The sequence below is a fragment of the Butyrivibrio proteoclasticus P6B7 genome, assembly GCF_000622085.1.
Lineage (GTDB): Bacteria > Bacillota > Clostridia > Lachnospirales > Lachnospiraceae > Butyrivibrio > Butyrivibrio proteoclasticus_A.
The window spans coordinates 230959-256024 of record NZ_JHWL01000004.1 but is presented as its reverse complement, the minus strand read 5'-3'; the positions used below and the strand labels follow the sequence as shown (position 1 = coordinate 256024).

The window sequence follows — 25066 nt, the reverse complement described above, 5'->3', positions numbered from 1 at the left end:
TCTTATAGCGCATGCTGCAGCTAACAGCTTGCAGGACGGGAATCAACATAAAGCTATTAAAAATGTCATACGGCGCGTAGCGCCTATAAAAAGAAAAGACATCAATCTTCCAAGCTAGCTTGAAGAAGTTGATGTCTTTCCTTTTTATAAACGCTTGCCTTGCAAGCGTTGACATTTTTAATTATAGATATCTTCCTCCGTCCTGCTTCGAACAACGCTTCGCATGCGCGTTGAAGGGTGCCTTAGAACATTGGAAATTGTCATTTTGCATCTGAGACTCGCTTAAATAAACTAATTGCCCCAAGCTGGATTCACAGTGCGAGTTTTGAGCCCAAGAATTTGGAACGCTCTCTGCTATGCCATAAACTACCTGTCTCGAACGACGAAAAAAACCTCTTGTGCAAACGTAAGGCTTGGATATGGAGCCGCGCTGGGCTAGGCAGGTTGCTCACTCAAGGTTAATGGATGGACGCATCCAGTTGGCCTTGAAGTAGTAGATGATGAAGATGATGGTGCTTACGGACCAGGTCAGTGGATAGGCCCAGAAGATCACGTTGATCACAGGAATGAAGTGGACTGTGATGGTGATGTAGGTGATACGTAAGAGGCACCAGCTTGAGAGCATTACAAACATCGGAACCACGGTTTTACCTGCTCCTCTGTAAAGGCCTGCTAGCGCGTGGCTTGAGGCCAACAGGAAGTAGAAAAGGCTCTCGGTTCTTGCCTGCAATGTACCAATTGCCAGTACGTTAGGGTCATTCTGGAAAGCTAAAAGGAATATTGGCGCAAATACAAATGTGATGGCTCCTATTATCTCTGCGCAGGAAGCACTGATAAGAGTTCCCACTATAGAGCCCTTCTTAACTCTGTCATACTGACCTGCACCAAGATTCTGACTGGTGAAGGTGGTGATAGCCATAGTCATACATGTAATTGGAATAAATACAAAGCCCTCAATCTTGAAATAACTGCCGCATCCAGCCATAGCCTCTGAACCAAAGGCATTTATGTTGGACTGAACCACTACGTTACCAATTGCAATAACACTGTTCTGAATACCGGTTGGAAGTCCGATAGACAGCTCTTTTGACAGGGTTGGTCCATCGATCTTAAGTTCAGAAATAATGATTCTGTTAGGTCCATCCACCTTAGTAAGCTTATAGAATGCAAGGAGGGCACTTACAAGCTGGGCAATTACTGTTGCTGCCGCTGCTCCGCCAATGCCGGTTCCAAGGTACTTAACAAAGGTGATATCAAGAACAGTATTAACAACTGTACTGATCATCAGATAGAAAAGAGGCCTCTTGGAATCTCCCACTGCCTGGAATATACCGCAGCAGGCATTGTACATAACATTTCCAACTCCACCCAGGAAAAAGATCTTGAAATAAAGCGTAGAATTAGGAAGTACGTCCTCAGGGGTTCCCATGAGCATCAGAATGTAAGGAGTGGCAAAAAAGCCTACAACAGTCAGGGCTATGCCTGCAAAGAAAGCAAAGGTGATTCCGGTGTGGACAGCAATCTTAACGCCATTTTCATCCTTGGCGCCAAAGCGCTTTCCGATGATAACACTGCTTCCCATAAAGAGGCCGTTAATGAAGCCAACCATAAGGAAAATAAGGCTTCCTGTTGTGCTGACTGCAGCAAGAGCCTCTTTTCCCAGAACCTGACCTACTACAACAGAGTCAACTACGTTGTAAAGCTGCTGTAAGACCTGTCCCAAGAACAGTGGTATGGCAAATCCTATTAAATTCTTAGATATGGAACCTTCTGTCATTTTCATGATTATTACGTCTAAATCCTAATTAAAAAATGTATTTTTTACAATCAAATTTAAAGCAAGCGAATTCAATTATAGTTTCTTAAATCAGATTCTGCAATATGAAAATCTCACATTTTATCGGCATTCACGAATTATAATAGACATATGCACAAAATAAAAGCAGCATACAATTCAATTATGAATTATATGCTGCAAAATTACCATCATATTATTGTTATGTTTCAATTACATTTTGTCATACTCAGCTGCGATAGCATCCAGGAACTCTTCGCTTCCAAGCTTAACTGGGTTTGGAAGTGTTGTGATAAGAGCAAGATCTCCTGTCATGCGGCCGGACTCGATAACTGAAAGGGTTGCCTTCTCAAGCTTATCAGCAAAGCTGCAAAGATCAGCGATTCCATCAAGCTCGCCCCTCTTTCTAAGAGCACCAGTCCAGGCAAAGATTGTTGCCACTGGGTTGGTTGATGTTGGCTCTCCCTTAAGGTACTTGTAGTAGTGACGCTGAACAGTTCCATGAGCCGCCTCGTACTCGTAAACACCATTTGGAGAAACAAGAACTGAAGTCATCATAGCAAGGGATCCAAAGGCTGAAGAAACCATATCACTCATAACATCGCCGTCGTAGTTCTTGCAGGCCCAGATAAATCCGCCCTTAGACTTCATTACTCTTGCTACAGCATCATCAATAAGTGTGTAGAAGTATGTGATTCCAGCCTCTTCAAAAGCAGCCTTAAACTCGTTCTCATATACTTCATCGAAGATCTCTCTGAATCTTCTGTCATAAGTCTTACTGATAGTATCCTTTGTTCCAAGCCATAGCTCTTTTTTCTCAGAAAGAGCATATTTAAAGCAGGCTCTTGCAAAGCTCTTAATTGATGAATCCTTATTGTGAACGCCCTGGATGATACCTGGCTCGTCAAACTCGTGGATAGTCTCTCTTATCTCTGTTCCGTCCTCGCCTGTAAATACAAGCTCAGCCTTTCCAGCGCCAGGAACTCTGATCTCCACGTTCTTATAAACATCGCCGTAGGCATGTCTTGCCAGTGTAATTGGCTCTACCCAGGTTCTTACATTAGGCTCGATTCCCTTAACCATGATAGGAGTTCTAAATACAGTTCCATCAAGAATTGCCCTGATTGTACCATTTGGGCTCTTCCACATCTTCTTAAGGCTGTACTCCTTAACACGCTCGTTGTTAGGTGTAATGGTGGCACATTTAACGGCTACGCCATACTTAAGTGTAGCGTTGGCACTATCAACTGTGACCTGGTCATCTGTCTCATCTCTGTGCTTAAGACCAAGATCATAGTACTCGCTCTTAAGATCAACATATGGCAAAATAAGCTTGTCCTTGATCATCTGCCATAAAACTCTTGTCATTTCATCGCCATCCATCTCGACGATAGGTGTTGTCATAGAAATCTTTGCCATTCGTAGTTATTCCTTTCATTTTTTAATTCAAGTCATAGCTCTTTTTGTAAAAAGAACTGTCTGATTAGCTCTCGAACATATCAAGAAGACCCTTATCGATCATATTCTCATAGGCGTTGAGCATGTGCTGATTAGCAAGCTCCTCAGCCTTATCAGGATTGTTCTCTCTGATAGCCTCCATGATAAACTTGTGCTCTACATTAGATACAGCACCTCTGCTGCTTGCAAGAGTCTTCTGTCTGACTCTCCAAACATACTGATGATAATCCTTTAAAAGATGCTCAAGCATCTTGGAATTACATGACTCATAAAGGATAGTGTGGAATCTGTTATCCAGCTCTGCCATCTGATTCATATGGCCCCTTGCTGCGTGGAACTCAGCAAGATAGATAACCTCTTCCATCTCTCCAAGCTGCTCTGGTGTGATGTGCTCACAGGCCCATCTTGCACACAAGCCCTCAAGCTTGGATCTGATAATATAGATATCCTGGATATCCTTGATCTTAATGCCTGTAACATAAGCGCCCTTATTAGGGATAATCTGAATAAGACCTTCAAGCTCAAGCTGTCTGAAAGCCTCTCTTACAGGTGTTCTTGAAACGCCAAGCTCCTGGCCAATGGCAACCTCTTTAAGCTCCTCATTGTCCTTGTACTTACCGTTTAGAATATCTTCACGAATTCTGTGAAATACTCTGCCTCTAAGGGAATACTTGTCTGTTACTTCCTGTTTAAGGTTGTTCTTATCATCCATTGCAAAATCTTCATTTTTTTTCATATACGACCTCTTATTTGGAAACCTTTACAACTTCTCCCTCTTTAACCTCTAATCCAAGCTCTTTTCCTACTCGATCAATCTCATCTACCAGTTCCTTGTCAGTCATGACTGTAACACGTCCGCCGGCATATTCCTCATCAACCCACTCCTTGATCTTAACAACAAGTGGAGACGCCTTGGTAAGTGCGTGGTCATCCTTGAGCTTATAGTGAATATTGATCCAGTGAGCAATTCCTGCAAGACCTGAAGTGTTGGAAACAGCACTTACAGGTGGTCTTCTAAGGAACTTCTCTGTATCAAAGATATTGTATATCTCCTCGTTCTTAAGCAGTCCGTCTGCATGGATTCCTGCTCTTGTAACGTTGAAATTCTTACCTACAAATGGAGTATTGGCTGGAACAGTAAATCCAATCTCCTTCTCATAGTACTCAGCCAGATCGGTAATAACCTGAGTGTTCATGCCATTTAAAGTACCCTTAAGCTGGGCATATTCAAATACCATAGCCTCAAGTGGTGTATTACCAGTTCTCTCGCCAATACCAAACAAAGAAGTATTAACTGAAGAACAGCCATAGAGCCAGGCAGTAGTTGAATTGGTAACTGCCTTGTAAAAATCATTGTGTCCGTGCCACTCGATAAGTTCACTTGGCACGCCGCCGTTGGTATTGATGGCATAGATGATACCCTGGACACTTCTTGGAATAACGGCACCGGAGAAATTGACACCGTAGCCCATTGTATCACATGCTCTGACTTTAATGGGAATATTATATTCATCCTTAAGCTTCATAAGCTCGATACAGAACGGAACAACAAAGCCGTAAATATCCGCTCTTGTGATGTCCTCAAGATGACACCTTGGGCTGATTCCCGCTTCCAGACAGGATCTTACAATGCTAAGGTAATGTTCCAAAGCCTGACGCCTTGTCATCTTAAGCTTAAGGAAAATATGGTAATCGGAACAGCTTACAAGAATACCAGTCTCCTTCATTCCAATCTCTTTAACAAGCTTGAAATCCTCTTCGCTGGCTCTTATCCAGCTGGTAACCTCAGGGAACTTATATCCTCTTTCCATACATTTAAGGGCTGCATCACGGTCACTCTTTCTGTATAAAAAGAACTCACTTTGTCTGATCATTCCATTAGGACCACCAAGCTCATGGAACATGTCAAAGATCCTGACTATCTGCTCTGTAGTATAGGGAGCTCTAGACTGCTGGCCATCACGAAAGGTAGTATCTGTGATCCAGATATCCTTAGGCATATTATGTGGAACAATCCTGTCATTAAATGGAATCTTGGGAACTTCCTCGTAGGGAAACATGTTACGAAAGACATTGGGCTTCTCAACGTCATCAAGAATATACATGTGCTCTTCAATCTGGAGCAGGTTATTCTTGTCATTCATTGAGACCGGACGATTCTGGAAAGTACTTGTATCCTGCATGATATTATCCTCTCAAACGAAAAACAATGCTTTTCCGTATAATTGTATACAATCATACTAGGTGTGTCAACCCAAGTCAATCTGGTTTCCATTTTTTGAAAATAAAAAGAGGTATCAACTCTGGGTTTGATACCTCTTCTAGCGCTTCATAGTAGTTCAAAAAGTTTCTCACTTAAGCTTCATTCTTTCTTCTAAAGTACTTCTTAATCTCACCAATAGGCTCTGGTTTAGCATAGTGATAACCCTGAATATATTCAAAGCCCTTCTCTACACTATACTGATTCTGGCATTCATCCTCAACGCCCTCCACAAGGGTGATGTATCCATTTTTCTTAAACACCTCTATCATGTAGGTCATGATATCGCCCATCTTATCATCATCAAGGGCCTTGTATAAAAGAGCTTTATCAAACTTGATGGTCTTAAACGGGCAGTCCATTACTCTTTCAAGAGAAGAATAGCCTGTACCAAAGTCATCTAAGTAGAACTGAACTCCGGCACTGGTGAGAATATTCATATTCTTATTAGCCACCTCAAAATCTTCAAACATAGCTGACTCTGTAACCTCGAATCTGATCTTGGATACATCGATGTCATATCTGTCTATGATTTCCAGTAATTCAACATGCATATTGGGCTGAGATAGCTCTTTTGACGAACAGTTAATGGAAATAGCATCAAAATCGTAGTAATCCTCGATCTGCTTAACAACGCTGCAGACCTTATTGAGAATAATACTGGTCAGGGCATGGATACAGCCGCTTGCTTCAGCAATTCCAATGAATTTATCAGGAGATATGAGCCTTTCTCCCACCTTAAGCCTCATAAGGGCCTCTGCAACTCTAAAGCTTCCTGTCTCCACGCTATAGATTGGCTGTGCATAGACGATAACTCTGTCATCATCATAGTCCAACCTGTTCCTGATGTCCTTAAGGGTAATAACGATCTCATAGTGCTCAGCAAAGTCGTCATAATCCTCAGGCTTAACAAAGTAAGCGTGGCTGCTGTTCTGTCCCTCATATCTGTCTGCAATGAACTGTAAGAACTGCCTAACCTTAAACTCATTATCCAGGATAGGATTTACTTCAGCTGTGATCATAACATAGTTGACCGGAACTTCTGAACTGGCCTTGGCTTCATCAATTATCGCCCTGGTCTTATCAGCATATCTCTTAGCTTCCTTTTCATCAGTAACCTCTATAACATTAATATACTTAGTATCGTCAACGCTATAGAGCTTTATCTTACTGCCAATAGCTTCCAAAGCCCTGCATATAGCGACACCTTTATAAAGGAAATCTATATCCTGCTTGGAGAAATTCTCTATAGGTGGTGACAAAAGGCATACGTAGGAAACATAGAATTTTCTTTTACCAGCATACTTGTTAAGGTAGGCTGACAGGGCATTCTTATTCATGGTTCCCGTTATCTCATCGTAAGGGTTGGAATGGAAGAAAAGATATCCCACCGCAAATATAGGTACATAGGTGGTGGCAGAAAATACAAAATGCCTTGATTCAACCCATATTATCTGTTCAAGAAGCAGTATTATATCCAGAGGAACGAACAGTATAACCGCGTCGAATACTACCCTTGATATGTGTTTTCTATTGGTAATTGTGGCTTCAAAGCAGATAATGGCGCACACAATACCAGCTATACAATAAAATCTTGTAAAGTGGGTGATATTGATAAAACCTATATCAGTTTCGTAAAGGCCCCTGGATGCTGCTTCCAGAATGAGGGAGAAAAGATATGCAAAGCTAAGGCAGCCATACATAACTATGAACTCTCTTCTCTGGTTACGCCTTATAATAGACATGAAATTCACATAGGAAAAGATACAGAACAAAATGCCATTATACAAAAGCAGGAAAGTTACAAGCTGGACCATGAAAAGAATTCTGTTGTAGTATAGGTCCGGATTATTAGCTGTAAATACAATAGATGCCTGCATTAAAATGGCGGCGATAGATAACAGAACGCCTCTGAAAACATATTTATAGACAAAGGTTTTCCTGGGCTTTGTATAGAGCATAGCAAATAACAGTAACCCTGCCATCAGGATTCCTGCGAATTCGCCTATATAATTGTAGGTAACAAAAAGATCTGTCTGCATATTTTTATGTTATCACAAAGCCGATAATTATTGATTAAATAATTATTAATTCGCAATAAAACGCCGATGATATCATCTGTAGATACCATCGGCGTTATTTACTTTACTTAGCGTGGCTGCGTATAAGGATTACTCCTCTGAATTAGCAGCTGCAACCTTCTCTGCTCTGTCGGCAACTTCCTTAGCCTGAACATCTGATGGAGCCTGCTCATATCTTACGAATTCATACTCGAAGTCTCCGCTACCACCGGTCATGGAACGAAGCTGTGTGCAGTATCCAAAGAGCTCCATCATAGGAATCTCAGCCTCAATTACCTGCTTACCTGTAAGAGAAGGATTCATTCCAAGAACACGTCCTCTTCTCTTATTAAGATCACCCATTACATCTCCTGTGTAGTTATCAGGAACTGTAACCTTAAGGGAAGCGATAGGCTCAAGGAGAACTGGTGAAGCATCCATGAAGCCCTTCTTAAATGCGTTAGAAGCTGCAACCTTGAAGGCCATTTCTGAAGAATCAACTGGGTGATAGGATCCATCATAAAGTGTAGCCTTAACACCAACTACAGGATAAGCCGCTAAAGGTCCGCGAAGAACTGCCTCTGCAATACCCTTTTCTACTGCTGGGAAGTAGTTCTTTGGAACTGCTCCACCAACGACTTCCTGATCAAACTCATACTGCTTAGTGGAATCGCCAAGAGGTGCAAAGCGCATCTTAACGTGTCCATACTGACCATGTCCACCTGTCTGCTTCTTGTACTTATACTCAACGTCTGATGTCTTTCTAAGGGTCTCTCTAAATGCTACCTTAGGCTTTGTAAGGTCAATGTTAACCTTGTATACGTTAGCAAGCTTACTCTGAACAACCTCAAGGTGCATATCACCCATACCATAGATAAGAGTCTGACGGTTCTCAGCATCATTGACAACTCTGATGGTCTGATCCTCAGCTGCGATCTTGGCAAGAGACTGTGCGATCTTATCAATATCGCTCTTATTCTGAGCGTGATATCTCATATATGTATAAGGTGTGGAAATATCCATCTTAGCGTACTGAACTGGAGTAGCCTTTGTTGAAAGAGTATCTCCTGTTGAAATGTCCAGCTTCTGTAATGCGCCAAGGTCTCCAGCGTGGAGCTCAGATACTTCTGAAGTCTTGTTGCCCTGAAGGACGTAGAGCTTACCAATCTTAACTTCCATATCCTTATTAGCTACATACATTGTGTCATCTGGCTTAAGGACACCGGAACGAACCTTGATAAGTGAGTACTTACCAATGAATGGGTCAACCATTGTCTTGAATACGAAGGCTGTCTTAGGCTTTGAGAAATCAAAGTCAGCTTCGAAGATCTCATTGGTATTAGTATTGATACCAGCCATCTTGCGGTTCTCTGGGCTAGGCATGTACTTAACAATATCATCGAGAAGTGTGTAGATACCCTGGCAAAGAGTACTTGATCCCATCTCGATAGGAACGATGGTTCCGTCACAAACGTTACTACGAACAGCAGCTCTGATCTCAGCCTCTGAGAATGTGTCGCCGTTGAAATATCTCTCCATGAATTCTTCTGAAGTCTCGGCAACAGACTCAATAAGAGTATCTCTGCAAAGCTTTAAGTTAGCCTTATTGTACTCAGGAACTTCACACTCAACTACCTCTTTACCTTCCCATCTAAAGCCCTTCTCCTGAATAACGTTTACATATCCGACAAACTTCTCATTCTCACGGATTGGAAGATTGAATGGAGCCATCTTCTTGCCGTACTTATCTGTCATGTCCTGAACAACCTGTCTATAAGATACGTCATCAATATCCATATCTGCTACGAAGATCATTCTAGGAAGCTTATACTTCTCACAAAGTTCCCATGCTTTTTCTGTTCCAACTTCGATTCCAGCCTTACCAGAAACTACGATGATAGCTGCGTCAGCTACGCTCATTGCCTCTTCTACTTCGCCTACGAAATCAAAGAATCCTGGTGTATCAAGAAGATTGATCTTATGTCCATCCCACTCAAGCGGAATAGATGATGTACTGATAGAAATATGTCTCTTCTGCTCTTCCTTATCGAAATCGCTGATAGTATTGCCATCTTCTACTTTTCCCATTCTTGATGTAATACCTGCCAGGTAAGCCATTGCCTCAGAGAGACTTGTCTTGCCGGCTCCGCCATGTCCCAGCAGTACTACGTTTCGAATCTTGTCAGTTGTGTAAACGTTCATATCCTGTCCTCCAGTTGCAATAATTTGGGTATTTATGAGAAATGAAAAAGACAGATAAGACTATGACTATAGATATTAGATATACTAAACAATAGAAGCCCCCGCCCCAACAAATCTCATATAGACATTTTACTAAAAATAGTGCATCAAAACAAGTATATTAGTATGTTTTGCACAAATTAAGTGGTATGGGCGACAGTGAATTTAAGTATAATTGACTTTCGCACGCCACAGTGTTATAGTGGATTTGAACTTTGCGTTATTTATAGGGGGTTTTTAGTATAATGAGCTCTGAAATATACGGTTTTATCGGTCTTGGACTCATCGGTGGTTCTATAGCCCGTGCAATTAAGAGGGTTTCACCGGAATCTAAGATCATTGCATATACACCTCATAAGGAGACTGTGGACACTGCCTATGAACAGGGCATCATCGACAGTCCTCAATATGAGATTGGAAGCGCCTTTTCAGATTGCGACTACATTTTCCTCTGCGCTCCTGTAGAGGTGAACAACAGCAATCTGTCTCTTCTTTTACCATATTTATCCAAGAAGACTACCATTACAGATATAGGCAGTGTCAAGAACAGCATCCATTCCAAGGTAAAAGAGCTTGGACTTGAAGACCAGTTCATCGGCGGCCACCCAATGGCAGGTACTGAGAGAATCGGCTTTAACAATTCCAAGGCATCCCTTCTTGAAAATGCCTACTACATCCTGACAAGGACTGAGGCCACAGACGAGGACCGCCTTGTAAGGTACAGGGACCTGGTTAAGAGCATTGGCGCTATTCCACTTATTGTTCCATATCTTCAGCATGATTACATCACAGCTGCAATAAGCCATGTTCCTCACGTTATCTCAGCTTCTCTTGTTAATCTTGTTAAGGACAACGACTCAGAGGATCAGCTTATGAAGACCATTGCTGCCGGCGGATTTAAGGATATCACCAGGATTTCCTCTTCTTCACCGGTGATGTGGCGACAGATCTGCATGACCAACACTGATAATATTTCAGATCTTTTGACCAAATATATTGATTCTCTCTACGACATCAAGCTTGCTATCGACAATCACGAGGCTGATACAATAGAGAAATTCTTCGACAGCGCAAGAACCTACAGAGAATCCTTCATAGAGTCCTCCAGTGGCCCTATCCAGAAGGTATATGACCTCCATGTTGAGATCGATGACCAGCCAGGTCGCCTTGCTGCTGTGGCTACTCTTCTTTCCGAGAACTCCATCAATATCAAGAACATTGGTATTGTCCACAACAGAGAGTACGAAAGAGGTACACTTCACATTGAATTACACGACCAGAAGGGCCTTGATGAGGCCAGAGCGGTCCTAACCAAAGAAGGTTACAGTTTATAAGAATTACGAGGAGTAAAGAATGATAGCATTAGAAAGGGCTACTAAGCCACTTAAAGGTGATATATGCGTTCCCGGAGATAAATCCATCTCCCACAGAAGCATTATGTTTGGTGCTCTTGCCAAGGGAACCACAGAGATTACAGGCTTTCTTGAAAGTGCAGACTGCATTTCCACCATTGAATGCTTTAAGAAGATGGGTGTCATAATAGAAAGAGCTCTTAAGCCATCAAATGGCGTGCCTATGCTGACAGTTCACGGAAATGGTCTTAACAACTTCACTGCGCCTGATTCTACCCTTTATACAGGTAACAGTGGCACCACTACACGTCTCATGACAGGTATTCTGGCAGCTCAGCCCTTTGACTCCATGATAACCGGAGACAGTTCCATTGAGAAAAGACCTATGAAGAGAGTCATGACCCCTCTTAACCAGATGGGGGCTGATATCACTTCTCTTAAAGGCAACGACTGCGCTCCCCTTGTGATCAAGGGAGGCAAAAGACTTCACGGCATAACCTACAGAAGCCCTGTAGCCTCTGCCCAGGTTAAGTCAGCGGTCATTCTTGCAGGTCTCTACGCAGACAGCGACACTGTCGTGTGGGAGCCAGCTCTTTCTCGTAACCATACAGAGATTATGCTTAGCGCCTTTGGTGCTGATATTCATAATGAGGTTGCAAGGGATGGAAGCAGCGCTGCTATTCTCCACCCAGGAATGCCTCTTCACGGAATTAGGATCAATATCCCGGGAGACATCTCCTCTGCTGCATATTTCATTGTTGCTGCCCTGATGGTTCCTGGTTCAGAGTTGCTGATCAGAAACGTTGGTGTTAACAGTACAAGAGCCGGCATCATTACTGTTCTTAAGCAGATGGGTGCTGATATTACTCTTCTTAACGAGGACAATTCCACAGAGGCTAAGGCAGATATCCTGGTTAAATACAGTGAACTCCACGGCAACGCCAACAACTGCTTCGAAATTGGTGGTAAGGACATTCCTACCATGATTGACGAGCTCCCTGTTGTGGCTGTACTTGCTGCTACAGGCAATTTCGACACAGTGATTAAGGACGCCGCTGAGCTTAAGGTCAAGGAATCCAACCGAATCGACAGTGTTGTAGAGAACTTAAAAGCCATGGGCGCAGACGTGGAAGCCACAGATGATGGCATGATCATCCACGGAGGAAAGCCTCTTCACGGAGCAGACATCAACACTCACAATGATCACCGCCTGGCCATGAGCTTTGCAATAGCATCTCTGGTTGCGGAGGGCACCACACGAATCCTGGACGATGCCTGCGTTAACATCTCCTATCCGTCCTTCTTTAAGGACCTGCAGAGTCTTCTTTAATAAAATAAGTAAACGAAAAAGGTATCAACCTCCAAGCCTGGAAGCTGATACCTTTTATTTTGTCTATTTTAGTCTTCTACTTGTGTTACTCGTTACCAAAGAGGTCTCTTGTGTAAACCTTGTCCACAACGTCTGAGAGCTCTGGTGTAAGACGGTTGGCGATAATGAAATCGCACTCGCTCTTGAACTTTTCAAGATCACGCTCTACGCGGGAATTGAAGAAATCGTCATCCTTAAGAGTTGGCTCGTATACAACGCACTCAACGCCGCGGGACTTGATACGCTTCATAATACCCTGGATTGCTGACTGACGGAAGTTATCGGAGCCAGCCTTCATTGTAAGGCGGTAAACACCAACCTTCTTAGGATGAAGAGCCCAGATACGATCTGCAATGAAATCCTTTCTGGTTCTGTTGGCATCTACGATAGCTGTAATGAGGTTGTTAGGAACATCCTCGTAGTTGGCAAGAAGCTGCTTAGTATCCTTAGGAAGGCAATATCCGCCATATCCAAAGGATGGGTTATTGTAGAAATCACCTACACGTGGGTCAAGGCAAACACCATCGATAATGTTCTTGGTATTAAGGCCACGAACCTCAGCATAGGTATCAAGCTCGTTGAAGAATGAAACTCTAAGGGCAAGGTATGTGTTAGCAAAGAGCTTAACTGACTCAGCCTCTGTAGAGTTCATGAAAAGAGTCTTAACATCCTCTTTGATAGCGCCCTGCTTAAGGAGAGATGCAAACATCTCTGCTCTTTCCTTGGCATCCTCGCTGTCGATGTCATATCCAACGATGATTCTTGAAGGATAGAGATTATCATAAAGAGCATGACCCTCTCTTAAGAACTCAGGAGAGAACATGATGTGATCTGTGTTGTACTCCTCTCTAAGCTCCTGTGTATATCCAACTGGGATTGTTGACTTGATAACGATGAAAGCATCAGGATTCTCTTTTCTAACCTGAGCAACTACGCTTGAAACAGAAGATGTATCAAAGTAGTTAAGCTTCTCATCATAATTAGTAGGAGTTGATACGATAACAAACTCAGCATCAGCGTATGCTGATGAAGCATCTGTTGTTGCGTGGAGTCTAAGATTATCCTTAGAAAGATACTCCTCTATCTCCTTATCAACGATAGGTGACTTCCTATTGTTGATCATGTCTACCTTTTCAGGAATAATATCTACTGCTGTAACATCATTGTACTGGGAAAGAAGAATTGACATAGAAAGTCCAACATATCCAGTTCCAACTACTGCTATTTTCATCTCTTTTACCTCGATATCTGCAAAATGCAAAGATTTATGCCAATAACAACTGCTCTTTGCATTATCTACAAAGAGCAGTTAATATGCACTACGTTATTTTAATAGATTATGGCCTATAAATCAAATTAGTCTGTTCTGGCCATCTTGGAAGCAAGCTTCTTTTGATACATGATCTCATCAGCCCGCTTAAATACATCATTCATATCCTTATCTGTATCCTTATCATAGACTGCAAGACCAACAGCTGCTGAATAGCGCTCCCACTGTGGTTTGCTGTCATCCTTGGAGGAAATCTCAAAGGCTGTAACAAGCTCCTGATAAAGCACATCCCTGTTTTCATAGTCCCTGTTTTCCAAAAGAACTACAAACTCATCACCACCGATTCTAAATACCGGAGAGTGATCAAATATTATACAAATCTGGTGGCAAGCACCAAAGATATAGTCATTACCATGCTCGTGGCCAAAGGTATCATTGATCTTCTTAAGGCTGTTAAGATCCGCCATCAGAATAGCAAATTTGGCTCTTCCATTTGCTATATCATCATTAACTCTATCCTGAGTCTTATCGTACCAGGCCTTGTTCTTAACATGAGTAAGGGCATCCTGATAAGCCACCATATCCATTCTGCTAACCTGGGACTTCATATCCTCCACTCTGCCCTCAGCATCCAGGATACTCTTAACATATATCTTCATATCCGTGGACATCTGGCTCACAGCGTTGGACAAAGATTCAACCTCGTTACGGGTATGAATTGAAGGATCATCATATTCAAGAAGATCAGGGTTCTTCTGGCCGTGGCTTCTCTTTGCAAAGGTTACCACGCTTCTTTCAAGACGCTTAATAGGCTCTGTGATATTGTAGTTCATCCATGCAATGAACAAAAGAGTAAACAAGACGCCTAAAAGACATATAAGAATAACATTAACCAGGGTAAACTGTCTTATTTCGCGTTCCACGTCATCTACTTCAATATCCACACAAAGAAGTGCATAATGCTCACCATATTTGTTAATAAGCGGCTTGGTAGCTGAATAATCATAGCCCCAATAGCTAAAGTTCTTAAAATGTGAAATATCATCCTTTAAAAGGGCCTCATAATAAAGATTAAAGTTCTCCTCATCGTAGACCTCTTCAAGTGCAAGACCAAGGTAGTATCCATCAGGATCTGTTGCTCTTCCATAGGCCGTATCAGCAGAAATAATATTTATCATCAAATGCTCATTGGCATCATCGGAAGGAGCAATAATGTAAAGATAGTGAATGTCAAAATCCTCCATGATGGAGTCCATGAAGGAAAAGAGCTCTTTAAACTTCTCAGACTCCACATAGGTATCTACGCACTCTGAAAGATCCTCGTCGTCTATGTGAGAATACACATAGGCCAGGATATCATCCATTCTCTTGTCATATGCACGATAAATAGACCTGGAAAAGGTTTGGTAAGTAATGATACTTAGGACAAAACACAGTAAAACAATAAATCCAAGTGTAAAGATAATTATGCTTCGCTTAAGCGGTTTTTGACCTGTAACGGCAGATTTTTTTCCCATAAATTATGGATCTTCCTTTATTCCTCTTGAGCTTTTAATGTATCTTCCACGGTCTCGTAGACCTGGATTCTCATTTTAACATCCTCTGGCATTCCAATGAAAATGCCACCGTAATGGTATACATCCCCTTCTTTTACAGCTCTTACTATCTGGATAAACACATGAATAACTTCCTTGTTCCAGAGAGTGAGATTAGATTCATAGTTATCTCCGATAGTGAGCTGCTTTTCTGTAGAAAAGCCTATTCCTGAAGTGGATGCATCAGTAATCTTAATATCCACTGCTTTCTGCTCCGAACTGCCAAGCTCCTTAATAAGAATCTCGCCAGCAAGGTCCAGTCTTTTAGCTCTTCTTTTTTCTTCCATATACGCCTCCCCAAGCAATAAGAAAAAACGTTATTTCGTTACATTCTGTATTAATGATACTAAAATTACCGTCGAATGTAAATCTACATAGAAAAACTATCTTCTTTCGGAATCATTGTCCTCTTCATCGTCGTATTCACTGGATTTGTCGAACTCTTTTCCCTCAAGATTTTCTTCTAAGAATTCCTTCCAAAGATTCCCCTGCTCCACGTCAAAGGCAAACATACTCTCCTCCACCCTGTTAAGTCTAAGGGAGAAGGTCATGGCAGCCTTCTTGGCATCCGGAACAGACGCCTCATCGATGAATTTGTTGAAGGCATCCAGCTCTTTTGCAAGATAATCTCTCTGCATAGGATTGCCCTCTTCGTAGAGTCTTAAAGCCTTTTCTATAAGGAACTTGATCTCCGGAATCTCCCTTGGATCCTGCTTAAGCTCTTCCATCTTAAGTCTGATATCGTCAAGCTCGCCCTCCACAAGGCCTGATGATGCTCCGCGGCTTCTATGGACCTCTACTCCGTTTAATGGGCAGTAAATATCAATATCAAAAATACCGTTAAGGTCATAGGAAAAGCGCACATCCACATAGGCTTCTCCCCTTCTCTTTGGAGGAACAGGGATTTCAATGGTATCAAGCTTAAGGTTGCTGGAAGCTGTCAGCTTCTCACCCTGATAGATTTCAAATTTAATGGCCTTTTGCATGTTTTCAACGGTGTGATATCTTTGCTTTCTGCTGGCAGGAAGGATCTGGTTCTTAGGGATAATAACTGACATCTCGTCGCCAACAATGCCAACTCCCAGTGAGAATGGGCAGATATCTGTCATAATAATATCTTTTACCCCATCTTCTCTCTGGCTTATACCGGTGACAATGCCGACACCTCGGCAGATAGCCACATCGCCCTTTGGATCCACCATGATCTTACCTGGGAAAAGAGATTCCATATAAGCCCTTACGCTAGGCATCTTAGAGGATCCGCCTACCATAACAACGCCGTCCACATCATCTGGTGTAAGTCCGGAATCATTCATAAGCCTCTTAAGGACAATTGTGAGCCTTCTAAATACTGATGCAGAAATATCAATGAATCTCTGCTGACTAAGCTCGTACTCATAGCTGTTGCCATTAAAGATGATGGCGGTCTTAACCTCATCCTCCTCAGAGAGTCTTATTTTGATGGTTTCACCGTAGTTAACAAGAATAGCCTTTTCTTTTTTATCAAGCTTATCCCAGTCAAAGCCGAATTTATCGCAGATATCAAGGGCTATAGCCTCGTTAAAGTCCTTGCCGCCAAGGCTGTTATCACCGGAAATATTGCAGATTTCCACCATGTTGGCAAAGGCATCAACCACAGTAACATCCAGTGTTCCGCCGCCAAAGTCAAAAACGATGAACTTCTCATCATATTCCATGTTCTCGAAATGGTAAGAAAGAGCTGCTGCCGATGGCTCGTTAACAAGCTGAGTCACCTTAACCCCTGCCTTTATTCCGGCAAGTCTCGTAGCCTCTCTTTGATGGTCATCAAAGTAGGCAGGAACGCTGATGATGGCGCTGTCCACCTTCTGGCCGAAGAACTTCTCCGCATCAGCTATTAGCTTTTTTAACACAATAGCAGAAAGATCTACCGGTGAAAGGAAGCCACCCTTTCCAAGCTTATATGTGGTGGCTCTTCCCATATGTCTTTTAAATTCGCAGGCTGTAACCTCGGGATGAGTAACAAGCCTCTCCTTGGCAATCTTACCAACTATTGCATCCTTACCATCAAATGAAACCACTGATGGTGTAAGATATTCTCCAAATTCATTGGGAACAAGAACTACTCCCTCATCTGTCCAGGCGCTCACCAGGGAATTGGTGGTGCCAAGATCAATGCCAACTATCATTTTTACCTTCCTCCAAAACTGTATTCAGATCTAAACCTTCGCTTCTTTTCGTACTTTGCAGATATCGAAGCTTTAGATTAGACATAACCTCTATTACTTGCGGATCATTGTTGGCAGCTGCTGCCGTCTTGCCACCTCCAAAGGTCTGGACCTTGCCATCACGGGTCACAATCTTGATAACCCTCTGGCCCTTGACTGCATCCATGGTGATGGAGGTAATCTCTGAATAAGGAATGACCTTAAGATACAAAAGCTTATAGGCCACGAAATAGTCCTTAAGAACGTATATATTCAGCGTCTTATTGTGATAAGGATTAAAATGCCTAACCTGAATGCCCATATCCAAAAGCCTATCCACAGGTACCTTTCTGTATCTGATAAGGCCCACTACAGCAAACAACGCCATTGCCGTTCCTACATACGCAAGCAAAATATATCCTGAAATTCCGTCCAGATCCCAGTCCTTAAACTTTCCGGTAGTAACCTCATGCCACAGCATGCAATCCATAAAGATCGCACAGGGTATAATAATCACGTGCCACAAATAGTTATGGGCAATAGGCTTTGCAAGCATGTATTTCAGTCTAAAGAATTTGAACTTGCTCTTTCTGATGCGATCGTACTTACACTGCTGCTCTAGAGTTAAGCCCTCTCTATTCGCAATTGGCGAAACCTCATTAACATAGCTCTTAATAGCATTGATACAGGATATAACAGAGATCCAAAGAGTCTTATCAATGCCATTTTTCCTGTGGATCGTCACCCTGTAGTTGTTGTTATTCTTATCAAGCTCAGTGTCACGCTCGATATCGTTAATATCGCTTATCTTAACAATGTTATAGCAGTTGCTGTCATACCAGATCATGTAATTTGTAAAAAGAAATACCCCTTTTCCAATAACATATCCGGCCTGTCCATTTTTCACTTCTTCCTTTAGCTCTTTTACCTTAGGTAGGATACCAAGAAGCTGCACTAACATGACTATGATCTGCCCAGCTGACGCAAGAAACGCCAGGATAAATATCCAGCCAACAAGGATTATATATCCCGCCAGGATAAGTCCATAGAAGTACTCGAAATTGGTTGATTTCCCCAGTGTTAAAAGAATCATAAGAATAAAGTTCATAACCAGGGAAATGGCAAATATCCTGACCTTATCCATGAGTCCTGTAAATAATTTGCTAAAAGAGCTAAGACCACAGATATAGGTATCTAAATCTATATGCTTAGGACTAACAATATGGCACCTGTGGGTTTTAAGGTGATTGAGCAGGTACTGATATGAAGGGTGCATTGAAGGCACCTTAAGTATGACATTTCCGCTATAGTCAGAAATAGTCATCTTGTCGGTCTTTGCGTCAATCCTGCAGGTAAGATCCTTAATGAAGTAGTACCTGATGCGCTTTCTGTAGCTTACAAGAAGAATATTCTTAAGAGGGTATACTACGCACCTTCGCCATTTCTTAAAGGTTCCCTCTGAAAAGATATATCCAAAGGGAATCTCATGGATTGGCTTATCCGTATATCTCTTAAGACACAACAAAACGTTGGCTTTGTCATTTTTACCAAGGATTACCTTACCTGTGGGGCTTATATTGGCTGCTGCCCTGAACCTTGGCCTTAAACTCTCAAACTCCGGGCCCTTATCATTACCAATGATTACTCTTTCTATTGTTTCAAAAGAGCCCTTGTCTATAACAGGGAGCCTTCCAAGAATATCCATAAAGAGCTCTGCGAAATGCGGCGTGATCTCGTCCTTATAAGGAGCCTTATCCCAGCCGTAGAGAATTGTCTCGAAGGTCTTCTTCTCACAGAACTGACCTGGCTTCATTGCCACACTGTCGAACATTTCCCTGACGAAGTTAAGCATCATGGTCTGGGTCTCTGACAGATCCTGCTTGTGGGAGATGTTACTGAAGTCCAGATTTGGAGTCTCCTGGTCCTCGTCAGTGTCACTATTAAGATTGAACTGAAGATCGTCTCTTGGTTGTTCTTCTTGATTTTCTTTCTTTGTATTATCTGAGTTACTGTTTAAATCGAATTTGAGCTTTTCTTGTTCATTTTCTACTACAATTTTCTTTACTGTTTCATTGTTAAGATCAAACTGTAATTTGTTTTGCTCTTCTTGGTTATCTTTCTTAGTGTTATCATTATTGTTGTTCAAATCGAACTTGAGCTTTTCTTGTTCATCTTTTACTACAGTTTTCTTTACTGTTTCATTGTTCAGGTCGAATTGAAACTTATTCTTATCTTCCTGATTTTCTTTCTTAGTGTTATCATTATTACTGTTTAGATCAAACTGAAGATATTCCTGCTCTTCCTCTTGATTATCTTTCTTTGTATTCTCAGTGTTACTGTTTAAATCGAACTTGAGCTTTTCTTGTTCATCTCTTACTACAGTTTTCTTTACTGTTTCATTGTTCAGATCAAACTGTAATTTATTCTGCTCTTCTTCTGATACTACGTTCTTAGATTCCTCTGTCTGTTTATTCAGATTAAACTGAAACTTCTCATTCTCAGTCTTATTCTTCTGTTCTGCTCTGCTGGCCTCCATCTCAGCCAGAGCCTTCTTTTTGTATTCCTCACCAAATTTAGGCTTGGAGTTAAGTATGACTGTACGCCTTTCAGAGCTACCCTGCGCATAGCGCATAGCTCTTTTATAACAATCACGGAGCTCCCTGAACTCGTCAGGATGCTCCGCTGGATGATATTTCTTAGCCGCCTCTGCAAAGGCTGCCTTTATTACGTTTGCGTCTTTTGTAGGCTCAATCTCGAGCCATTCCCACATTGTCTTACTCATTATCAGTTACACATTTCTATTCGTTATTTCTTTTTACTTTATTGCTTCAAGCTTCTCCACATAGGTCTGGGCCATTTCACTAAGCTCCGTGCCCTTGCGGACTATGTAGCCAAAGGTAAGAGTCTCTTCCTCTTTTAACTTAACAGCGTGAATCTCTGAGGTGTTGAGGGAGTCTCCAAGCATGGCAGCTCCAACAGCGTATCCGTTAAGACCAAGCATAAGCTCGATGGAGGTAGCTCTTTCGTTGGTGCTGATGATCTTCTTGTAATCGTAGGTAGCAAGGGCCTCTTCTCTATAATAAAAAGATGTATTGTCGCCCTGGTCGAATACCATGCAAGGATAGTCCTGAAGCTCCTCAAGCGAAAGCTCGTCTCTGTCTGCGAGAGGATGGTCCTTACGAAGGTATACATAAGTGTTTCTACTAAAGAGCTCATGGAACTCAAGGGAAGCATCTGTGAATACCTTCTTGAATGTATTCTTGTTAAAGTCGCTAAGAGCAATAACGCCAACCTCACTCTTAAGGTTCTTAACATCGTCGATTACTTCACTGGTCTGAGTCTCTCTGATGGAGAACTGATACTCATCAAGGTCATATTCCTTAACGGTTTCAATGAATGCATTAACAGCAAGTGTGTAATGCTGCATGGATACAGAGAAAGTAGGCTTCTCTGTGCGAGAATTGATGTATTTATCCTCAACCTTTTCAAACTGCTCAACTGCGTGACGAGCATAGGCAATAAAAGAAGCCCCTGCGGATGTTGTAACAACACCGTTGTGGACTCTTTCAAATATCTGGATACCAATCTCGTTCTCAAGATCTCGTACTGCACTTGAAAGACCTGGCTGTGAAACATAGAGTCTGTCTGCGGCCTTTCTCATTGAGCACTCTTCATCAATAGCAATAACATATTTAAGCTGTAATATGGTCATGTTGATTCCCCCACCCAACGATTCATTACTTTGCTCTGGCAAAGTTTTTATACATGATATCACATTACAGGCCGTATTTTAAGGGCAAAATAAAAAAGCCCTAAGGATTTACCTTAGAGCTTTAGATTTTCATATCATGTTCCTTAATCCTTTTTCTGAGCTTCTTCCTTAAGCATATTGAGAATCTTAGGATTCTGCATCATCTTAATGGATTCTACAGCACATCTGTAGACCATTGCCATTTCTCTCTGGGCACTATCATTGGTGTCACACTTCTTTTCAAGGGTCTCGAAATGCTGAATGGCCTTCTCTGCAACAGATTTAGAGATAACCATACCATTACAGTACAAGGTACCTGTCTCAGCATCAAATCTTGACTCTTCATATGAAGTAGAAGCAAACTGTCCTGCTCCCATGGAAGCTGCCAACTGGTTAATAAGATCGGATCTATCTGCCATTGTAGAATCCTCCTCGAATAATATTTCGCAAATTTCCAAACGTTTTAAAGCGTCTGAAATCATTATACCAAACTCGGGGTGATTTTATTCTTATAAATTTATAAAAAAAGTTCCCATCCTCAGTTTACCTTGAAACTGTGAATGGAAACTTACTATACCGGATTGATCAAGCGAGCCCCATTTTCTCGCCATAGATGAGGACTGCATTTCGAACACACTCTTCACATGGGCATAATGGCTTACCATCTGTCATAGCCTTAAGGTCCTTACAGCGAAGTGCACCGCATCTGTCTGCAAACTCTTCCTGTATCTGCCTTGTAAGAGCGAGAGTACCTTTGCCCTCAGATTTAAGGCCGGCTATCATACCTGCTCCTATAAGAGCTCCGCAGGTAGCCTCAAGATTACCCATGCCTGCACAGAAACCTGCAGTCAGGTTCTTAAGCTGCTCCTCTGTAAGATCTGTCTGGTCTGCCAATGCTGCTGTTACAGCCTGTGAACAGTTGTAACCTCCCATGGTCTTTAGCTGAACTGCCTTTTCAGCTCTCTCAGATATTGTCATGATAAACTCCTTCCTTTCTGTATCAAATGCTCAGTAACTTCAGTGTCACTAATTCTTCATATTCACACATGATCTAGTCTTCATCTATTGTATTATTTAAAATCATATCTCTTGATCTCGCAGTTCTTTATTCCGCAGGATGAAAACTCCTCATTAGTCATCTCTTTGAAATAGGATTCTACCATCCTGGTAATTCCGTTGTGAGCCACCAGGATTACTTCTCTGTCGCCAGCCTTGATGTCGTCAAGAAGGTTGTAGATACGCTGTGCCAGATGAAGCATTGATTCTCCGGTTCCGAATCTGCTGGCCATATCCTTCTTGGCTTCGTGGAACTCTGCGCCATCTCTAGGTGTGGACTCATATCGTCCGAAGTTCTGTTCTTTGAGCCTTTCCTCAACTTCCATTGGGATTCCTGTCATTTCAGAAATGTGTCTTGCTGTTTCTTTTGCTCTTACAAGGGGAGATGTCAGGATCACATCTGCCTTAATTCCCATATCTAAGAGCTTTTTCCCTGTCTCGATTGCCTGCTGGTGGCCTTTCTCTGTGAGCTCAATATCTGTAGCTCCACAAATCTTGTTCTCTACGTTCCAGACTGTTTCTCCATGTCTTATGAAATAAAAATGATCCATTTGTACTTCTCTTTCCTTTGTTGTGGTTTGTTGTGTAGATAGTTATGTACTTTGTTGTGTACTTAGTCGTGTACTTAGTTATGTAATTGTACTGTTTGGCTTTTCTTGAATTGCAGGCCTAAATTAAAGAAAAGTCTTTTTTAAGCCTACCTTCGCAGCTATGATTTTTATAAATTGCAGGCTTAGATTATGAAAAAGTCCTTTTCAAGCCTGCTTTCACTGCTCCGATTTTCATAAATCGCAGGCTCAGACCAAGAAATAGTCCTTTTCAAGCCTGCTTTCACTGCTCCAGCCTTCATAAATCGCAGGCTCAGATCAAGAAATAGTCCTTTTCAAGCCTGCTTTCACTGCTCCAGCCTTCATAAATCGCAGGCTCAAATCAAGGAAAAGTCCATTTTAAGCCTACCTTCACAGTTCTCTGTCAACATCTCTCTGCTGTATCCCTTGCCATATCAAAAATTGAATAGTCTGAAGGGATTTCTTTTCTTCTATCAAAAAGATAGACGGTGTAGTCACCTCCGCGTTAACCTGCCACAATCTTGCCATCTGTAATCTTAAGTCTCTCTGTGGCAATTCTATCTACAAACATCTTATCATGAGAAGTGAACACCAAGGTACCCTCATATTCCACCAAGAGCTTTTCCAGGGCCTCAACTGAGGGAATATCCAGATAGTTAGTGGGCTCATCCAGAATAAGGAGATTCACATCTGACACAAAGAGCATGGCAAAGGACAGCTTCATCCTCTCGCCGCCAGATAAGTCCCTGGCTTTCTTGTTCATATCTCGTTCCGACAGAAGAAGTCTTGCCAGAATAATACGAGACAGGCTCTCGCTTTGGATGCTGACTCTTTTTACATTCTCAAGAACGGTCTTATCAAGATCTATCTGGGACATATTCTGCTTGGCGTAGCCAATCTTGGCTCCTGGAACCACGTAGACGCCCTCTCTTTTTGAAATCAGCTCAAGAAGCGTAGTCTTCCCAGCTCCATTTCCGCCAACGAAGGCAACTTTGCTGCCATTCTTGATCATGAAGTCCGCATCATCGAAGATTACATGGTCATCATAGGAAAAAGAAATATGCTCGCCCCTTATAACTATTGGATTCCTTGGAGGGTTGGTGAGCCTGAAGTCCGGTCTTGCTGTGGGCTCCTCCTTGGGCTTTTCCTTAACCTCCATGTGTTCTATTCGCTTAAGGACGTTGGTGGCGCTCTTTTCTATCCCACGAGCCTTATCCTCAGGTTTTCTATTACCACATAAAGCCCTTGTTTTTGCCTCACTGGCAGATATATTCTTTGGCTTTTTCTCAACGGTCTTAGCCTTGGCCTTTTTCTCCACATATACGCTCTGAAGCCTTTTCTTCTCAGCCTGATAGTTCTCGTACTCCGCCTGCTGGGACTTAAAGAGCTCCTCCTTCTGCACCACATACTCGTCATAGTTACCAGTAAAGCTGTGGAGCTGTCCAAAAGAGATCTCGACTATCCTGTTACAGACCTCATTAAGAACTGATCTGTCATGGCTTATGATAACCATGGTATCCAGCTCCTTAAGCCTTTTCTTGAGCATCTCAACACCCTCATAGTCAAGGTTTGACGTGGGCTCATCGAGGAACGCCACTGCGTGGGGGCTTGAAAAGAGCTGTGCAAGTCTAATCCTTGTATCCTCGCCGCCACTGACATTTTCCTGCCAGATCTGCTCTCCAACGCCCATCCTTCCAGCCTCTGCATAGTCCGTATCATAATAATCGCTGTCTGTCCCAAACTGCTCAAAGTAAAAAGGTGTGCACTGCCTTGTGACCTTGCCACTTGTGGGCTCTAGCTCTCCTGCCAAAATCTTTAGTATGGTGCTTTTACCTGCGCCATTTACGCCAACCAGGCCCACCTTCTCACCTTCATAAAGGGTAAACCTGTCAAAATCAAGAACCGTCTGCTCCCCGTAGGAATGTATTATATTTTCTGCTTTTATCAGTATATTTCTTGCCATTTATGCCTCCCAATGAAAAAAGTCTATCCTGCGTACGCAAAATAGACTCACACAAATAGACCTATATATAAACAGGCTCCGAATGCATGATAATCCAATTTAAGCGTACACATAAACACTGCTACCATCAGTAGCAGTCTC

General features: G+C 42.3%; 18 protein-coding genes. 2 read left to right on the top strand and 16 right to left on the bottom strand.

From position 1 onward, the window contains the following. Positions 1 to 448: 448 nt before the first annotated feature. From T541_RS0105800 to fusA, 6 genes are all read right to left on the bottom strand, one after another. A complete protein-coding gene (locus tag T541_RS0105800; protein ID WP_420314799.1) occupies positions 449 to 1777 on the bottom strand; it encodes an MATE family efflux transporter in 1329 nt (442 codons plus the stop codon). A 231-nt stretch (positions 1778 to 2008) separates the two neighbouring features. After that, the gene (locus tag T541_RS0105795; RefSeq protein WP_026651800.1) at positions 2009 to 3214 is read right to left on the bottom strand and encodes an NADP-dependent isocitrate dehydrogenase; all 1206 of its coding nucleotides are present in this window, start codon (positions 3212 to 3214) and stop codon (positions 2009 to 2011) included. Positions 3215 to 3278: 64 nt separating this feature from the next. Beyond that, a complete protein-coding gene (locus tag T541_RS0105790) occupies positions 3279 to 3989 on the bottom strand; it encodes a GntR family transcriptional regulator (protein ID WP_242840751.1) in 711 nt (236 codons plus the stop codon). Between the two features lie 10 nt (positions 3990 to 3999). Beyond that, positions 4000 to 5436, bottom strand: a complete 1437-nt coding sequence (locus T541_RS0105785; RefSeq protein ID WP_026651798.1) for a hypothetical protein — start codon at positions 5434 to 5436, stop codon at positions 4000 to 4002. Positions 5437 to 5608: 172 nt separating this feature from the next. Next, complete coding sequence (locus tag T541_RS0105780; protein WP_026651797.1) at positions 5609 to 7555, bottom strand: EAL domain-containing protein; 1947 nt, start codon at positions 7553 to 7555, stop codon at positions 5609 to 5611. A gap of 129 nt (positions 7556 to 7684) precedes the next feature. Next, the gene (gene fusA, locus T541_RS0105775) at positions 7685 to 9775 is read right to left on the bottom strand and encodes an elongation factor G (protein ID WP_026651796.1); all 2091 of its coding nucleotides are present in this window, start codon (positions 9773 to 9775) and stop codon (positions 7685 to 7687) included. Between the two features lie 284 nt (positions 9776 to 10059). Here fusA and T541_RS0105770 point away from each other — a divergent pair, with 284 nt between their 5' ends. Next, positions 10060 to 11148, top strand: a complete 1089-nt coding sequence (locus T541_RS0105770; protein ID WP_026651795.1) for a prephenate dehydrogenase — start codon at positions 10060 to 10062, stop codon at positions 11146 to 11148. Between the two features lie 19 nt (positions 11149 to 11167). Continuing rightward, entirely contained in the window at positions 11168 to 12496 is a 1329-nt protein-coding gene (gene aroA, locus T541_RS0105765) for a 3-phosphoshikimate 1-carboxyvinyltransferase (RefSeq protein ID WP_026651794.1), read from the top strand. 85 nt (positions 12497 to 12581) lie between these two features. Here aroA and T541_RS0105760 read toward each other — a convergent pair whose 3' ends face one another. The 10 genes from T541_RS0105760 to abc-f form a co-directional block, all read right to left on the bottom strand. Continuing rightward, a complete protein-coding gene (locus tag T541_RS0105760; protein WP_026651793.1) occupies positions 12582 to 13766 on the bottom strand; it encodes a nucleotide sugar dehydrogenase in 1185 nt (394 codons plus the stop codon). A gap of 125 nt (positions 13767 to 13891) precedes the next feature. Continuing rightward, positions 13892 to 15322, bottom strand: a complete 1431-nt coding sequence (locus tag T541_RS18945) for a GGDEF domain-containing protein (RefSeq protein ID WP_034466179.1) — start codon at positions 15320 to 15322, stop codon at positions 13892 to 13894. A gap of 17 nt (positions 15323 to 15339) precedes the next feature. Next, a complete protein-coding gene (locus T541_RS0105750; RefSeq protein WP_026651791.1) occupies positions 15340 to 15687 on the bottom strand; it encodes a PilZ domain-containing protein in 348 nt (115 codons plus the stop codon). A 96-nt stretch (positions 15688 to 15783) separates the two neighbouring features. Continuing rightward, the gene (locus tag T541_RS18940) at positions 15784 to 17568 is read right to left on the bottom strand and encodes an Hsp70 family protein (protein ID WP_051538113.1); all 1785 of its coding nucleotides are present in this window, start codon (positions 17566 to 17568) and stop codon (positions 15784 to 15786) included. Next, positions 17552 to 20368 carry a hypothetical protein gene (locus tag T541_RS0105740; RefSeq protein WP_155839469.1) on the bottom strand — a complete coding sequence of 939 codons (2817 nt, stop codon included), beginning with the start codon at positions 20366 to 20368 and terminating at the stop codon, positions 17552 to 17554. The genes T541_RS18940 and T541_RS0105740 overlap by 17 nt, the downstream gene beginning before the upstream one ends. A gap of 33 nt (positions 20369 to 20401) precedes the next feature. Further along, positions 20402 to 21298, bottom strand: a complete 897-nt coding sequence (locus tag T541_RS0105735) for a LysR family transcriptional regulator (RefSeq protein ID WP_026651789.1) — start codon at positions 21296 to 21298, stop codon at positions 20402 to 20404. Positions 21299 to 21441: 143 nt separating this feature from the next. After that, positions 21442 to 21756: a hypothetical protein gene (locus T541_RS0105730; RefSeq protein WP_026651788.1), complete on the bottom strand. Its 315-nt coding sequence runs from the start codon at positions 21754 to 21756 to the stop codon at positions 21442 to 21444. A gap of 166 nt (positions 21757 to 21922) precedes the next feature. Next, positions 21923 to 22315 carry a C-GCAxxG-C-C family protein gene (locus T541_RS0105725; RefSeq protein ID WP_026651787.1) on the bottom strand — a complete coding sequence of 131 codons (393 nt, stop codon included), beginning with the start codon at positions 22313 to 22315 and terminating at the stop codon, positions 21923 to 21925. Positions 22316 to 22407: 92 nt separating this feature from the next. Continuing rightward, the gene (locus tag T541_RS0105720) at positions 22408 to 22944 is read right to left on the bottom strand and encodes a histidine phosphatase family protein (RefSeq protein ID WP_026651786.1); all 537 of its coding nucleotides are present in this window, start codon (positions 22942 to 22944) and stop codon (positions 22408 to 22410) included. A gap of 523 nt (positions 22945 to 23467) precedes the next feature. Continuing rightward, entirely contained in the window at positions 23468 to 24925 is a 1458-nt protein-coding gene (abc-f, locus tag T541_RS18935) for a ribosomal protection-like ABC-F family protein (RefSeq protein WP_051538112.1), read from the bottom strand. Positions 24926 to 25066 lie beyond the last annotated feature (141 nt).

Coding starts and splice junctions, on each gene's coding strand:
- T541_RS0105735 (WP_026651789.1), bottom strand. CDS start 21,298: ATGACCATATTACAGCTTAAATATGTTATTGCTATTGATGAAGAGTGC.
- T541_RS0105800 (WP_420314799.1), bottom strand. CDS start 1,777: ATGACAGAAGGTTCCATATCTAAGAATTTAATAGGATTTGCCATACCA.
- T541_RS0105785 (WP_026651798.1), bottom strand. CDS start 5,436: ATGCAGGATACAAGTACTTTCCAGAATCGTCCGGTCTCAATGAATGAC.
- T541_RS0105750 (WP_026651791.1), bottom strand. CDS start 15,687: ATGGAAGAAAAAAGAAGAGCTAAAAGACTGGACCTTGCTGGCGAGATT.
- abc-f (WP_051538112.1), bottom strand. CDS start 24,925: ATGGCAAGAAATATACTGATAAAAGCAGAAAATATAATACATTCCTAC.
- T541_RS0105720 (WP_026651786.1), bottom strand. CDS start 22,944: ATGGATCATTTTTATTTCATAAGACATGGAGAAACAGTCTGGAACGTA.
- T541_RS18945 (WP_034466179.1), bottom strand. CDS start 15,322: ATGGGAAAAAAATCTGCCGTTACAGGTCAAAAACCGCTTAAGCGAAGC.
- T541_RS0105760 (WP_026651793.1), bottom strand. CDS start 13,766: ATGAAAATAGCAGTAGTTGGAACTGGATATGTTGGACTTTCTATGTCA.
- T541_RS0105790 (WP_242840751.1), bottom strand. CDS start 3,989: ATGAAAAAAAATGAAGATTTTGCAATGGATGATAAGAACAACCTTAAA.
- T541_RS0105730 (WP_026651788.1), bottom strand. CDS start 21,756: ATGGCAGATAGATCCGATCTTATTAACCAGTTGGCAGCTTCCATGGGA.
- aroA (WP_026651794.1), top strand. CDS start 11,168: ATGATAGCATTAGAAAGGGCTACTAAGCCACTTAAAGGTGATATATGC.
- T541_RS18940 (WP_051538113.1), bottom strand. CDS start 17,568: ATGATAGTTGGCATTGATCTTGGCACCACCAATTCCCTGGTGAGCGCC.
- fusA (WP_026651796.1), bottom strand. CDS start 9,775: ATGAACGTTTACACAACTGACAAGATTCGAAACGTAGTACTGCTGGGA.
- T541_RS0105780 (WP_026651797.1), bottom strand. CDS start 7,555: ATGCAGACAGATCTTTTTGTTACCTACAATTATATAGGCGAATTCGCA.
- T541_RS0105770 (WP_026651795.1), top strand. CDS start 10,060: ATGAGCTCTGAAATATACGGTTTTATCGGTCTTGGACTCATCGGTGGT.
- T541_RS0105795 (WP_026651800.1), bottom strand. CDS start 3,214: ATGGCAAAGATTTCTATGACAACACCTATCGTCGAGATGGATGGCGAT.
- T541_RS0105740 (WP_155839469.1), bottom strand. CDS start 20,368: ATGAGTAAGACAATGTGGGAATGGCTCGAGATTGAGCCTACAAAAGAC.
- T541_RS0105725 (WP_026651787.1), bottom strand. CDS start 22,315: ATGACAATATCTGAGAGAGCTGAAAAGGCAGTTCAGCTAAAGACCATG.